General features: G+C 62.4%; 14 protein-coding genes. 9 read left to right on the top strand and 5 right to left on the bottom strand.

Going from position 1 to position 13,063, the window contains the following annotated elements:
- Nucleotides 1–92: 92 nt before the first annotated feature.
- The 4 genes from ACFW0B_RS19590 to kynB all read right to left on the bottom strand — a co-directional run bounded on the left by ACFW0B_RS19590 (nucleotide 93) and on the right by kynB (nucleotide 4,826).
- A complete protein-coding gene (locus ACFW0B_RS19590; protein WP_449150657.1) occupies nucleotides 93–1,487 on the bottom strand; it encodes an amino acid permease in 1,395 nt (464 codons plus the stop codon).
- 35 nt (nucleotides 1,488–1,522) lie between these two features.
- Complete coding sequence (locus ACFW0B_RS19585) at nucleotides 1,523–2,839, bottom strand: OprD family porin (protein WP_449150656.1); 1,317 nt, start codon at nucleotides 2,837–2,839, stop codon at nucleotides 1,523–1,525.
- An 88-nt stretch (nucleotides 2,840–2,927) separates the two neighbouring features.
- Nucleotides 2,928–4,178: a kynureninase gene (kynU, locus tag ACFW0B_RS19580; protein ID WP_449150655.1), complete on the bottom strand. Its 1,251-nt coding sequence runs from the start codon at nucleotides 4,176–4,178 to the stop codon at nucleotides 2,928–2,930.
- Between the two features lie 9 nt (nucleotides 4,179–4,187).
- On the bottom strand, nucleotides 4,188–4,826 hold the full coding sequence (gene kynB, locus ACFW0B_RS19575; protein ID WP_449150691.1) for an arylformamidase: 639 nt from the start codon (nucleotides 4,824–4,826) through the stop codon (nucleotides 4,188–4,190).
- A 132-nt stretch (nucleotides 4,827–4,958) separates the two neighbouring features.
- Here kynB and ACFW0B_RS19570 point away from each other — a divergent pair, with 132 nt between their 5' ends.
- A complete protein-coding gene (locus tag ACFW0B_RS19570) occupies nucleotides 4,959–5,435 on the top strand; it encodes an Lrp/AsnC family transcriptional regulator (protein ID WP_449150654.1) in 477 nt (158 codons plus the stop codon).
- A gap of 8 nt (nucleotides 5,436–5,443) precedes the next feature.
- Here the strand turns inward: ACFW0B_RS19570 and ACFW0B_RS19565 are convergent, their stop codons facing one another.
- Nucleotides 5,444–6,061, bottom strand: coding sequence for an alpha/beta family hydrolase (locus tag ACFW0B_RS19565; protein WP_449150653.1), 618 nt, complete (start codon nucleotides 6,059–6,061; stop codon nucleotides 5,444–5,446).
- A gap of 108 nt (nucleotides 6,062–6,169) precedes the next feature.
- Here ACFW0B_RS19565 and ccoN (ACFW0B_RS19560) point away from each other — a divergent pair, with 108 nt between their 5' ends.
- The 8 genes from ccoN (ACFW0B_RS19560) (at nucleotide 6,170) to ccoP (ACFW0B_RS19525) (ending at nucleotide 12,973) form a co-directional block, all read left to right on the top strand.
- Nucleotides 6,170–7,606 carry a cytochrome-c oxidase, cbb3-type subunit I gene (ccoN, locus tag ACFW0B_RS19560; RefSeq protein WP_449150652.1) on the top strand — a complete coding sequence of 479 codons (1,437 nt, stop codon included), beginning with the start codon at nucleotides 6,170–6,172 and terminating at the stop codon, nucleotides 7,604–7,606.
- Entirely contained in the window at nucleotides 7,606–8,217 is a 612-nt protein-coding gene (gene ccoO / locus ACFW0B_RS19555; RefSeq protein WP_449150651.1) for a cytochrome-c oxidase, cbb3-type subunit II, read from the top strand. Before ccoN (ACFW0B_RS19560) ends, ccoO (ACFW0B_RS19555) begins: the two co-directional genes overlap by 1 nt.
- A gap of 3 nt (nucleotides 8,218–8,220) precedes the next feature.
- Nucleotides 8,221–8,388: a cbb3-type cytochrome oxidase subunit 3 gene (locus ACFW0B_RS19550; RefSeq protein ID WP_179062003.1), complete on the top strand. Its 168-nt coding sequence runs from the start codon at nucleotides 8,221–8,223 to the stop codon at nucleotides 8,386–8,388.
- A complete protein-coding gene (ccoP, locus tag ACFW0B_RS19545; protein ID WP_449150650.1) occupies nucleotides 8,385–9,320 on the top strand; it encodes a cytochrome-c oxidase, cbb3-type subunit III in 936 nt (311 codons plus the stop codon). Before ACFW0B_RS19550 ends, ccoP (ACFW0B_RS19545) begins: the two co-directional genes overlap by 4 nt.
- 436 nt (nucleotides 9,321–9,756) lie before the next feature.
- Nucleotides 9,757–11,196, top strand: coding sequence for a cytochrome-c oxidase, cbb3-type subunit I (gene ccoN / locus ACFW0B_RS19540; protein ID WP_449150649.1), 1,440 nt, complete (start codon nucleotides 9,757–9,759; stop codon nucleotides 11,194–11,196).
- Nucleotides 11,196–11,807 (top strand): cytochrome-c oxidase, cbb3-type subunit II, encoded by a 612-nt coding sequence (ccoO, locus tag ACFW0B_RS19535; protein WP_271408319.1) that lies wholly within the window; start codon nucleotides 11,196–11,198, stop codon nucleotides 11,805–11,807. Before ccoN (ACFW0B_RS19540) ends, ccoO (ACFW0B_RS19535) begins: the two co-directional genes overlap by 1 nt.
- Before the next feature lie 6 nt (nucleotides 11,808–11,813).
- Nucleotides 11,814–12,002 carry a cbb3-type cytochrome oxidase subunit 3 gene (locus tag ACFW0B_RS19530; RefSeq protein ID WP_449150648.1) on the top strand — a complete coding sequence of 63 codons (189 nt, stop codon included), beginning with the start codon at nucleotides 11,814–11,816 and terminating at the stop codon, nucleotides 12,000–12,002.
- Nucleotides 11,999–12,973, top strand: a complete 975-nt coding sequence (gene ccoP / locus ACFW0B_RS19525; RefSeq protein WP_449150647.1) for a cytochrome-c oxidase, cbb3-type subunit III — start codon at nucleotides 11,999–12,001, stop codon at nucleotides 12,971–12,973. Before ACFW0B_RS19530 ends, ccoP (ACFW0B_RS19525) begins: the two co-directional genes overlap by 4 nt.
- Nucleotides 12,974–13,063: the final 90 nt, after the last annotated feature.

The following is a 13,063-nucleotide window of genomic DNA, read 5'->3' as shown; positions in this document are numbered from 1 at the left end:
ATCAGGATCTGGCGCTCTTTGGGTTTTCACACGGTTGTATAGGCGCCCTTCTTCTGCACAGGGGCCCTATCAAGCTGCCCCTCAGCGAACCTTCAGGCCTCCTGCCCTTCCCGAATCTCTTCCTTGCCCTGGCGGAAATACAGCTGATAGGCCAGCGCCAGCAGTGCGAGGAAAGGCACACCAAACACCAGGGTCATGCGGAAAGCCGGAACGAAGGCGGTGGTCAGCAGAATCGCCAACATCAATCCGAGCCCCAGCAGCGTCGCCCAGATGCGGAAGGACAGTGGCGCATTGCCGTGACGCTCGTGGTAACGGCGGAAACGGTAGTGCGTCAGGAAAATCATCATCCAGGCAAACAACGCGCCGAAGATGGAAATGGCCATCATCAGCATGAAGGACTCTTCCGGGAACGCCAGATTGATCAGGGTCGCCAGGGCAATACCGGTGCAGGACATCGCCAGAGCGTTCAACGGCACACCGGCGCTGCTCAACCGGCCCATGGCCTTTGGTGCATGCCCCGCACGGGAAAGGCTGAACATCATCCGCGTGGTGGTGTAGAGCTGGCTGTTCATCGCCGAGATCGCCGCCACCAGGATCACGAAGTTGATCAGGCCCGTCGCGCCGGGGATGCCCACCTGCTGCATCACGGTGACGAATGGACTCTGGGCCCCCTGCCCCGACTGGTCCCAGGGCACCATCGCGAGGATCAGCGCCAGGGTGAGAATGTAGAACACCACCAGCCGCACCATGGTCACGCGGAAGGCATTCTTCACCGCCACTTCCGGTTGCTCCGCCTCACCGGCCGCCACCGCGATCATCTCAATACTGAGGTAGCTGAAGATGGCGATGATGACGGCGATCCAGACACCTGACAGGCCGTGGGGCATGAAGCCGCCATTTGCAACGTAATGATGGAACCCGTATTCCGGATGCTGGCCACCGAACACCAGCCACGCTCCCACCAGGATGAAGGCAAGGATGGCGCTGATCTTGATCGCCGAGAACCAATATTCGAAATGGCCGAACACCTTCACGCTGATGGCGTTGGTCAGAATCAGCACGGAAGAAAACAGCAGGATCCACACCCAGCCCGCGACCTCGGGGAACCAGTACTTCATGTACAGGGCGATGGCGGTGACTTCGGTGCCGACGGCCAGGACGATGGCCGCCCAGTAGGCATAGCGCAACAGGAATCCGGCCATCGGGCCTAGGTAGTACTCGGCGTAGGCGCCGAAGGAGCCGGAGGTGGGATGGGCCACGGTCATTTCCGCCAGGCAACCCATCAGCAACAGTGCGATGAACGCACCGATGGAATAGCTGATGAGCACGCCCGGCCCGGCAAAGCCGATAGCGAAGCTGCTACCCATGAAGAGCCCGGTGCCGATGGCGCCGCCAATGGCAATCATGCTCATCTGCGCCGAAGTGAGCTGGCGCTTGAGCCCCTGCTCACGGGCCGCGATTGCGGCGAATCCAGTCTTGTTGGTCATCTTGTGCCTCGTATGTCTTGTCGTTGTGGCAGGCGTCATAGCAGCTGCAGCGGGTATTCGATGATCACCCGCAGTTCGTTGTTGTCGGCGGTATCGGCACGGCCCACCTCCTCGGTGGAGCGGATGCTGGCCTGGCGCAGACGGACAGAGAGGTCTTTCGCCGAGCCGGACTGCACGACGTAGCGCAGCTCGATATCACGCTCCCAGCGCTTTCCGTCTTCGCCGTAGCGCCCATAGGCGCCGTTCGGACCGCCTCGGTAGTGGCTGTCGTCGATGTGGTCGCCATTGATGTAACGGGTCATGAAGCTGAGGCCGGGCGCGCCGAAGGCCGCCAGGTCCAGGTCGTATCGCAGTTGCCAGGAGCGTTCGTTGGGAGCGTTGAAGTCGAGCACCTGAACCGAGTTGGCGAGGAAGATCGAGGTTCCGGGCTGGCGATCGAAGCCCAGGTAGTCGAACGGCTCGTCGCCATGCACTCGCTGGTAGGCCAGGGTCAAAGCGTGGGGGCCTTGGCTGTAGCGGCCGGACAGGGACCAGGTGGTGTTGTCGATCTCACCGGCACGCTGCTGTCCCTGGTCGAGGGTGCGGTAAAGATTCAGGTCAATCGTCAGGGCCTGGCCCCGGTCGAAGTCCAGGCGCTGGCTGGCACTGGCGTAGTACTGCTGCCAGATGTCATCGAAGCGCGATCCATAAACGGAGAGGCTGGTGCCATTGGCGGGCGTCCAGCTCAGCCCTGCGTAGTCGACCCGGCGCGTTTCTACCTGGGCGTAGAGCGCCTTGAGCGCCCCATCGGAGTTGGTGGAGTTGCCGTCATTGCCAGCGGTGAAATGGCCGGCATCCACGAGCAGGTCGTCGATCTCTCGACTATTCAGCGAAAAACCGATGGCCATGGGAGTGAACAAACGCGCGTTGCCCGTGCCGAACACCGGGTTCATGGGGGCCTGGCTGCCGTACTTCAGCTCGCTGCGTGAAACACGAACTTTCACTGCGGCGCCCACTTCCGAGTACTCGTCCTCGGGCCTTCCTTCGGCATCCACCGGAAGCAGATCAGTGCCGGTACGCGCACCGCTGCTATCGAGCTTCAGCCCCAGATTGGCGTAGGCATCGATACCGAAACCGACGGTCCCCCGGGTAAAGCCGGAGCTGTAATCCAGGATCATCCCGTGGGCCCACTCTTCGCGGTAATTCTGCCCACCCGGATTGTTGAGGATGTTGCGATGGAAATAGAAATTTCGCTGGGTCAGGACCAGGCGACTGTCGTCGAGGAAACCACCCTCGGCCTCCCCGGCCATCAGGTAAGGGCTCAAGGCACCGAGCAGCAGTAATGGGCACGCCGACGACGGATTCAACTTCATGTATTCAACCTCTTGTTGTGTTTATCGGGTCGAGGCTGGGCGCCATCCCGGGAGATGGCGCCCTGGGCAAGGGCTTGTGGTTCGGGGCTCAGGTCACCTGCTTGCGGGTCATGAAGCGCTCTTCGCGCCAGACTCCGCTGTCGAGCACCTCGCCGAGGGTTTCTGCGGCGTCCCAGACATCGACGAAGCGGGTGTAGAGCGGCGTGAAGCCAAAACGCATGATTCGCGGTTCGCGGTAGTCGCCGATGACGCCCCGGTCGATCAGCGCCTGGATGACCGCGTAGCCTTCAGGGTGCTCGAAGCTCACATGGCTGCCCCGACGGGCATGTTCCAGCGGTGTCACCAGGGTCAGTGGATGCTCCGCGCAGCGTGCCCGGACGAGCTCGATGAAGAGGTCGGTCAGGGCCAGAGACTTTTTCCTCAAGGCAGCCATATCGGTCTTGGCGAAGCTATCCAGACCGCACTCGACCAGGGCCAGGGACGTGACGGGCTGGGTACCGCAGAGGTAGCGGCCGATACCGGGTGCCGGCTCGTAACGGGGCTCCATGCCGAACTGTCGAGCATGCCCCCACCAGCCGGACAGGGGCTGCCAGACAAGTTCCCTCAGCGCCGGAGAAACCCAGACGAAGGCTGGTGATCCGGGGCCGCCGTTCAGGTACTTGTAGGTGCAGCCGATGGCGTAGTCTGCGTCTGCGGCCTTGAGGTCCACTGGCACCGCGCCGGCCGAGTGGCAGAGGTCCCAGATGGTCAGCGCGCCGCATTCGTGGGCCAGTGCGGTGAGCGCGGCCATGTCGTGCAGGTAGCCGGTCTTGTAGTTCACCTGGGTGATCATCACCACGGCGGTGTCGTTGCCGATCGCCGCCGGCAGGTCTTCCGGGCGATCCACGAGACGCAGGCTGTAGCCCTGTTGCAGCATGTCGGCCAGGCCTTCGGCCATATAGATATCGGTTGGGAAGTTGCTGGTCTCGGAGACGATCACCTTGCGCGACGGGTCGCGGTCGGCCTGAACCCGCAGGGCGGCTACCAGCACCTTGAAGAGGTTGATGGAAGTGGTATCGGTGATCACCACTTCGTCTTTTCCGGCACCGATCAGGGGGGCCAGCTTGTTGCCCAGACGCTCGGGCAGACCACGCCAGCCGGCGCTGTTCCAACTGCCGATCAGGCCCTCGCCCCACTCGTCCGTCACTACCTGGCGGGCGCGATCCAGCGCCGCCTTCGGGCGGGCACCCAGGGAGTTTCCGTCGAGGTAGATCACCCCCTCGGGCAGGGCGAAATCCTCACGCAATGCGGCCAGCGGATCACGGGCATCGAGGGCTAGGCAGTCTTCTCTTGTTGTCATGGTCGTTTCCTAATTCGCGTGACGACGCAGCACGGCACGAACCGGGCTGGCGTCGAGATGGGTGAACTTGAGCGGGAGGGCGATCAGCTCGTAATCGCCGGGCGGAACCTCATCCAGCATCAGGCCTTCGAGGATGGCCATGCGGTGGCGCGCCACAGCGTGGTGGGCATCGAGGCTCTTGCTGTCCTGTGGGTCCAGGGAGGGCGTGTCGGTGCCCACCAGCATTACGCCGTGATGGGCCAGGAGCTCGATGCTGTCGGGGTGGATGGCGGCGAAGCACTTCGGCCAGACATCCGGCGCCTGCCGCCAAGTGCGGATCAGTACTCGTGGTGGCACCCCGTCAAGATGCGAAGCCAATTGCACGGGCAGAACGTACGGCCCGGCATCCACGCAATGAATGACCCGGCAAGGCCCGAGATAGGGCTCGAGCTCGACAGCACCAATGGCCGCGCCCGCTGCGTCGTAGTGCAGCGGTGCATCGGCGTGGGCGCCGGTGTGAGGCGACAGGGTTATGCGCCCGACATTGACCGGACAGTGGTCGTCGATCTGCCAGCAGCGCTCCTCCTGGAAAGGCGTGTCACCCGGCCAGGTGGGGGTACTGCTGTTCAGCGGCGGGCTGATGTCCCATAGGACCTTGCCGTCGTGCATGTTCATCCTCCTCTTCAAGCGAGGAAAATCATGCTGCAAGGCCTATCGAATTTTCGTGTTATCTTTGCGGTGTTATCTCAATCCATTCGCATATAATTCTAAATATACGCATAACAAGAGAATAATCTTCAATTGAACCTGGATAACACCGACCTGCGCATTCTGCTCTGCCTGCAGCAGAACGGGCGTATCAGCAATCAGGAACTGGCAGAAAAGGTCGCGCTTTCGCCGTCGGCCTGCCTGCGCCGACTGCGCAACCTCGAAGATGAAGGCATCATCCGCGGTTATCGCCCGGTACTGGATGCCGAGCGCCTGGGAGTCGAGCTGGAAGCCCTGGTCCACGTTTCCATGCGCCAGGACGAGGAAGGCTGGCACGAGCGCTTCGTCCAGAAAGTGCAGGGCTGGCCCGAAGTGATAGCCGCCTACATCGTCACCGGCCACAGCAACTACGTACTGCGGGTGCAGGTGCGCAACCTCAAGCAGTTCTCGGACTTCATCGTGAACCGGTTGAACCGTGCCAATGGCGTCACCGATATCCGCTCCGAGATCATCCTGCAGACCATCAAGGACGGTGGTGGCGTGCTGGATCTGCTAGTCGCCCGCAAGTAGCCGGGGCGTCATCCCGCCAGAAACGCGGCCACCGAGTCCGCCGCCTCATCCAGATGCTGTTCATGGCTGAAGCCCGACGCCTTTAGCGGCTTGAGGTCGTGATCCCCCGCCACCAGCCATTGCACGCGAATCGCATCCGACAGGCTGTAGCCCGCCACTGTCAGGCGATCCCCCATGGCATCGCGCTCGCCCTGGACGATCAGGGTCGGAGTCTTCAGGTCCGCCAGGTGAGCGACCCGGGGCTTGTCCGCCTTGCCCACGGCGTGGAAGGGATATCCCAGGCAGACCAGCGCATCGGCCCCCAGTTCGTCGGCCAGCAGGCTGGCCATGCGCCCGCCCATGGACTTGCCACCGATGGCCAGAGGCCCTGCGACCTGCTGTCGCACAAGGGCATATACCTCCCGCCAGCACTCCAGCAACCGGGCCTGGGGATTGGGTGGACGGCGACGTCCATCCTCCCGCCGGGCGGCCATGTAGGGAAACTCGAAGCGAGCCACCGCAATGCCGCGTGCGGCAAGCCTTTGCGCTATGTCATCCATGAATGGGCTATCCATCGGCGCACCTGCGCCATGAGCGAGGATGAGGGTGTACGAAGCAGGGCCTACAGGCCTGTTCCACAGCAGCATTCAGACTTCTCCGTCGATAGTAGGCGCTTGATCCAGATCAATAGCCGCCAAATGGGCTTTCACCATGCTTGCCGCGCAATTCAAAAACCGTGGACGGAAGCCCATAACATGAGCACAGCAAGCAGCACCGCCTATAACTACAAGGTGGTCCGCCAGTTCGCCATCATGACGGTGGTTTGGGGAATCGTCGGGATGGGGCTCGGCGTTCTCATCGCCGCACAACTGGCCTGGCCGGACCTCAACTTCAACCTCCCCTGGACGAGCTTCGGCCGACTTCGCCCGCTGCACACCAACGCAGTGATCTTCGCCTTCGGCGGATGCGCATTGTTCGCCACCAGCTACTACGCGGTGCAGCGCACCTGCCAGACCCGCCTGATCTCCGACAAGCTCGCAGCCTTCACCTTCTGGGGCTGGCAGCTGGTCATCGTGCTGGCGGCCATCAGCCTGCCGTTGGGCTGGACCAGCTCGAAAGAATACGCCGAGCTGGAGTGGCCGATCGACATCCTGATCACCATTGTCTGGGTCAGCTACGCCATCGTCTTCTTCGGGACAGTGGCCAAGCGCAAGACCAAGCACATCTATGTGGGCAACTGGTTCTTCGGCGGATTCATCCTGACCGTGGCGATCCTCCACTTGGTGAACAACCTCGAGATCCCGGTCACCCTGACCAAGTCCTACTCCCTCTACTCCGGCGCGACCGACGCCATGATCCAGTGGTGGTACGGCCACAACGCCGTGGGCTTCTTCCTCACCGCCGGCTTCCTGGGGATGATGTACTACTTCGTGCCGAAACAGGCCGAACGCCCGGTGTATTCCTATCGCCTGTCCATCGTGCACTTCTGGGCACTGATCGCGGTGTACATCTGGGCCGGCCCGCACCACCTGCACTACACCGCCCTGCCGGACTGGGCCCAGTCCCTCGGCATGGTGATGTCCCTGATCCTGCTGGCGCCCTCCTGGGGCGGCATGATCAACGGCATGATGACCCTGTCCGGCGCCTGGCATAAGCTGCGCTCCGACCCCATCCTGCGCTTTTTGGTGGTGTCGCTGGCCTTCTACGGCATGAGCACCTTCGAAGGCCCGATGATGGCCATCAAGACCGTCAACGCCCTGTCCCACTACACCGACTGGACCATCGGCCACGTACACGCCGGTGCCCTCGGCTGGGTCGCCATGGTGTCCATCGGCTCCCTGTACCACCTGATTCCCAAGGTGTTCGGTCGCGAGCAGATGCACAGCATCGGCCTGATCAACGCCCACTTCTGGCTGGCCACCATCGGTACCGTGCTGTACATCGCCTCCATGTGGGTCAACGGCATCACCCAGGGCCTGATGTGGCGCGCAGTCAACGAGGACGGCACCCTGACCTACTCCTTCGTCGAAGCCCTGGAAGCCAGTCACCCCGGCTTCGTCGTACGCGTCATCGGTGGCGCCATCTTCCTCAGCGGCATGTTCCTGATGGCCTGGAACACCTGGCGTACCGCCAAGGCCTCCGAGCCCGCTGAATACGACGCCGCTGCGCAGATCCCGCAAGGAGCCCACTGATGAAACAGCACGAGAAACTCGAGAAGAACGTCGGCCTCCTGGCGTTGTTCATGATCCTGGCCGTGAGCATCGGCGGCCTGGTGCAGATCGTGCCGCTGTTCTTCCAGGACGTGACCAACAACCCGGTCGACGGCATGAAGCCCTATACCGCCCTGCAACTGGAAGGTCGCGACATCTACATCCGCGAAGGCTGCGTCGGCTGCCACTCGCAGATGATCCGTCCGTTCCGCGCCGAAACCGAGCGTTACGGCCACTACTCGGTCGCTGGCGAGAGCGTCTGGGATCACCCCTTCCTGTGGGGCTCCAAGCGTACCGGTCCGGATCTGGCCCGCGTTGGCGGCCGCTACTCCGACGACTGGCACCGTGCGCACCTCTACAACCCGCGCAACGTAGTGCCGGAGTCGAAGATGCCCGCCTACCCCTGGCTGGTGGAGAACACCCTGGACGGCAAGGACACCGCCGCGAAGATCCGCGCCATGCAGACCCTCGGCGTGCCCTACACCGAGGAGGACGTCGCGGGCGCCCAGGCCGCCGTCAAGGGCAAGAGCGAGATGGATGCCCTGGTCGCCTACCTGCAGGTGCTGGGCACCAGCCTGAAGAACAAGAGGTAGGCCATGGACATCGGAACCCTGCGTGGCCTCGGCACCCTGCTGGTGCTGATCGCCACCCTCGGAGTGATCTGCTGGGCCTACAGCGGCAAGCGCAAGGCGGGCTTCGACGAAGCGGCGAATCTGCCCTTCGCCGATGACGACCGGAACGAATCTAGGAGCAACCGCGCATGACCACATTCTGGAGCTGGTACATCTCCCTGCTCACCATCTTCACCCTGCTGGCACTGACCTGGCTGATCTTCGCCACCCGCCGTGGCGAGTCGAAAGGCACCACCGACCAGACCATGGGTCATTCCTTCGACGGCATCGAGGAATATGACAACCCGCTGCCCAAATGGTGGTTCTGGCTGTTCATCGGCACCCTGGTCTTCGCTGCGGGTTATCTGGTGCTCTACCCCGGCCTGGGCAACTGGAAAGGCGTCTTCCCCGGCTATGCCGACGGCTGGACCCAGGAATCCCAGTGGCAGCGCGAAGTCAGCAAGGCGGACCAGCAGTACGGCCCGATCTTCGCCCGCTACTCTGCCATGTCCATCGAAGAAGTGGCCCAGGACCCGCAGGCCATGAAAATGGGTGGCCGCCTGTTCGCCACCTACTGCTCCATCTGCCATGGCTCGGACGCCAAGGGTGCCCTGGGCTTCCCCAACCTCGCCGACAGCAACTGGCGTTGGGGCGGAGAACCGGAAACCATCAAGACCACCATCCTTCACGGCCGGATGGCTGCCATGCCTGCCTGGGGTGACGTGCTGGGTGATGCCGGTGTGAAAAACGTCGCCGCTTATGTACGCCAGGACCTGGCCGGCCTGAAGCTGCCGGAAGACACCAAGGCGGATGTGGAAGCCGGCAAGTCGCTGTTCGCCACCACCTGCGTTGCCTGTCACGGTGCCGAAGGCAAGGGCATGGCTGCCATGGGCGCTCCGGACCTGACCCATCCAGCCGGGTGGATCTACGGTTCCAGCCTTGCCCAGTTGCAGCAGACCATCCGTCACGGCCGCAACGGCCAGATGCCGGCCCAGCTGGAATACCTGGGTCAGGACAAGGTCCACGTCCTGGCTGCGTATATCTACAACCTCTCCCGCAAGGAGCAGGAGCTGGCCATCAAATAACCCCGAAGTCGGAGCGGCGCAGGGACGCGCAGCTCCAACGAGGCAGCCAGGCTCTCGAGCCGAACTGCAAGCTGCGCAAAATGGCACCCTGAGCCGGGTGCCCAGGACACAGGGAAGTGTCCACCCCTCCTTTTATATAGTGCGACCCAGTGTCGCACCTCTCCGACCAGCTGCACCCTCCTCGCTTTGACATGGGCTAAGCTGCATTCCAGTCGCCACCTGTTACAACTCCAAGGCGATCCTTCCTCTCACGCGAGCACATCAGGCTTCGACGGCACACCGAAGAGAGCCGCCAGCACAGCCGCAAATCCTTGTCCAGTGGGCTTCCCAGCCTGGATTGTGTCGGCTTGTGTCGTTGCAATGGCTACCCTCTTTCTCCATACTTGCCGCCGATTTTTTGTCCCCAAAAAACTCCATTAACCGTGGAACCCCTAGCATGAGCACAGCAATCAGTCAGACTGCTTATAACTATAAGGTGGTCCGCCAGTTCGCCATTATGACGGTGATCTGGGGGGTCATAGGGATGGGTCTAGGCGTGTTCATCGCCGCACAACTCGTGTGGCCGGAACTCAACCTGAACCTGCCTTGGACCTCTTTCGGCCGCCTGCGTCCCCTGCATACCAACGCGGTGATCTTCGCCTTCGGCGGATGCGCACTGTTCGCCACTTCCTACTACGTGGTGCAGCGCACCTGCCAGGCTCGCCTGGTATCCGACAGTCTGGCCGCCTTCACCTTCTGGGGTTGGCAAGCCGTAATCGTGCTGGCAGTCATCACCCTGCCGCTGGGTTACACCTCCTCCAAGGAATACGCTGAGCTGGAGTGGCCGATCGATATCCTCCTGGCTATCGTCTGGATCACCTACGCCGTCGTCTTCTTCGGCACCATCATGAAGCGCAAGACCAAGCACATCTATGTGGGCAACTGGTTCTTCGGCGGCTTCATCCTGGTTACCGCCATGCTGCACATCGTCAACAGCATGGAAATTCCGGTCTACGCCTTCAAGTCGTACTCCCTGTACGCCGGCGCCACCGACGCCATGATCCAGTGGTGGTACGGCCACAACGCCGTGGGCTTCTTCCTCACCACCGGCTTCCTGGGGATGATGTACTACTTCGTGCCGAAGCAGGCCGAGCGTCCGATCTACTCCTATCGCTTGTCCATCGTGCACTTCTGGGCGCTGATCACCCTGTACATCTGGGCCGGTCCTCACCACCTGCACTACACCGCCCTGCCGGACTGGGCCCAGTCCCTCGGCATGGCCATGTCCCTGATCCTGCTGGCTCCGAGCTGGGGTGGCATGATCAACGGCATGATGAGCCTGTCCGGCGCCTGGCATAAGCTGCGCTCCGACCCCATTCTGCGCTTCCTGGTGGTGTCGCTGGCCTTCTACGGCATGTCCACCTTCGAAGGCCCGATGATGGCCATCAAGACCGTCAACGCCCTGTCCCACTACACCGACTGGACCATCGGCCACGTACACGCCGGTGCCCTCGGCTGGGTAGCGATGATCTCCATCGGCTCCCTGTACCACCTGATTCCCAAGGTGTTCGGTCGTGAGCAGATGCACAGCGTCGGCCTGATCAACGCCCACTTCTGGCTGGCCACCATCGGCACCGTGCTGTACATCGCCTCCATGTGGGTCAACGGCATCACCCAGGGCCTGATGTGGCGCGCAGTCAACGAGGACGGCACCCTGACCTACTCCTTCGTCGAAGCCCTGGAAGCCAGCCACCCGGGCTTCCTGGTGCGCATGATCGGCGGCGCCTTCTTCGTGACCGGCATGCTGCTGATGGCCTACAACACCTACCGCACCGTACGTGCTGCCAAGCCGGCTGAATACGACGCCGCTGCGCAGATCCCGCAAGGAGCTCACTAATGAAGCAACACGAATTAGTCGAGAAGAACATCGGCCTGCTGGCCCTGTTCATGGTGATCGCCGTGAGCATCGGTGGCCTGGTGCAGATCGTTCCGCTGTTCTTCCAGGACGTGACCAACACCCCGGTCGAAGGCATGAAGCCGCGCACCGCGCTGGAACTGGAAGGCCGCGACATCTACATCCGCGAAGGCTGCGTCGGCTGCCACTCGCAGATGGTCCGTCCGTTCCGTGCCGAAACCGAGCGTTACGGCCACTACTCCGTCGCTGGCGAGAGCGTCTGGGATCACCCCTTCCTGTGGGGCTCCAAGCGTACCGGTCCGGACCTGGCCCGCGTTGGCGGCCGTTACTCCGACGACTGGCACCGTGCGCACCTCTACAACCCGCGCAACGTAGTGCCGGAATCGAAGATGCCGTCCTACCCCTGGTTGGTCGAGAACAAGCTCGACGGCAAGCACACCGCCGACAAGATGGAAGCTCTGCGCAAGCTGGGCGTGCCCTACACCGACGAAGACATCGCCGGCGCCAAGGCAGCAGTCAAAGGCAAGACCGAGATGGATGCCGTCGTGGCATACCTGCAAGGTCTGGGCACCGCTATCAAGAACAAACGGTAACGCAAGATGGACATCGGGACTCTCCGCGGCATAGGCACCTTCATCGTTTTCGTCGCCTTCATCGGCTTGGTGCTCTGGGCCTATAGCAGCAAGCGCAAAAGCAGCTTCGACGAAGCGGCCAACCTGCCCTTCGCGGATGAGCCGCCCAAATCCTCCAAGCGCGACGAGCAAGCTTCTAGGAGTAACAAAGAATGACTTCGTTCTGGAGCTGGTACGTAACCCTGCTCACCATCTTCACCCTGCTGGCACTGACCTGGCTGATCTTCGCCACCCGCAAGGGCCAGCGTCAGGAAAGCACCGAAGAAACTCTCGGCCATGCCTTCGACGGCATCGAGGAATATGACAACCCGCTGCCCAAGTGGTGGTTCATGCTGTTCGTCGGCACCCTGATCTTCGCCGCCGGCTACCTGGTCATGTACCCGGGCCTGGGCAACTGGAAGGGCATTTTCCCCGGCTACAACGAAGTGGCCGATGGCAAGCCGTTCGCCAACGGCGAAGGCGGCTGGACCGGCGTACACCAGTGGGAAAAGGAGATGGACAAGGCCGATAAGGAATACGGTCCGATCTTCGCCAAGTACGCCGCCATGCCGATCGAGGAAGTGGCCCAGGATCCGAAAGCCCTGAAAATGGGCGGCCGCATGTTCGCGTCCTACTGCTCTGTGTGCCACGGCTCCGACGCCAAGGGTGCCTACGGCTTCCCGAACCTGACCGACCACGACTGGCGCTGGGGTGGCGAAGCCGCCACCATCAAGACCACCATCATGGGTGGCCGCCAGGGCGTGATGCCGGCCTGGGGCGAAGTCATCGGCGACCAGGGCGTACGCGACGTTGCCGCTTTCCTGCGCGTGACCCTGCACGGTCGCGAGCTGCCGAAGGACGTGAAGGCCGATCCGGAAGCTGGCAAGGCCATCTTCGCTGCCAACTGCGTGGCTTGCCACGGTGCGGAAGCCAAGGGCACTCCGGCCATGGGCGCTCCGGACCTGACCCACCCGAACGCCTTCATCTACGGCAGCAGCTACGCCCAGCTGCAACAGACCATCCGCTACGGTCGCCAAGGCACCATGCCTGCGCAGGAGCAAGTCCTCGGCAACGACAAGGTGCACCTGCTGGCTGCCTACGTTTACAGCCTGTCGCAGAAACCTGCTGCAGAAACTGCAGCCAAGTAATACCCTCCCCGCCTGCCATGCGCGACGCACTGTCGCACATGGCAGGCCGCTATCAGGCGTACCATATATAGCGGACTAGAGAGACTCGAC

Source organism: Metapseudomonas phytobenefica, from assembly GCF_043392685.1.
In the GTDB taxonomy this organism is placed as follows: domain Bacteria; phylum Pseudomonadota; class Gammaproteobacteria; order Pseudomonadales; family Pseudomonadaceae; genus Metapseudomonas.
This window is presented reverse-complemented; position numbering and strand designations above follow the sequence as displayed.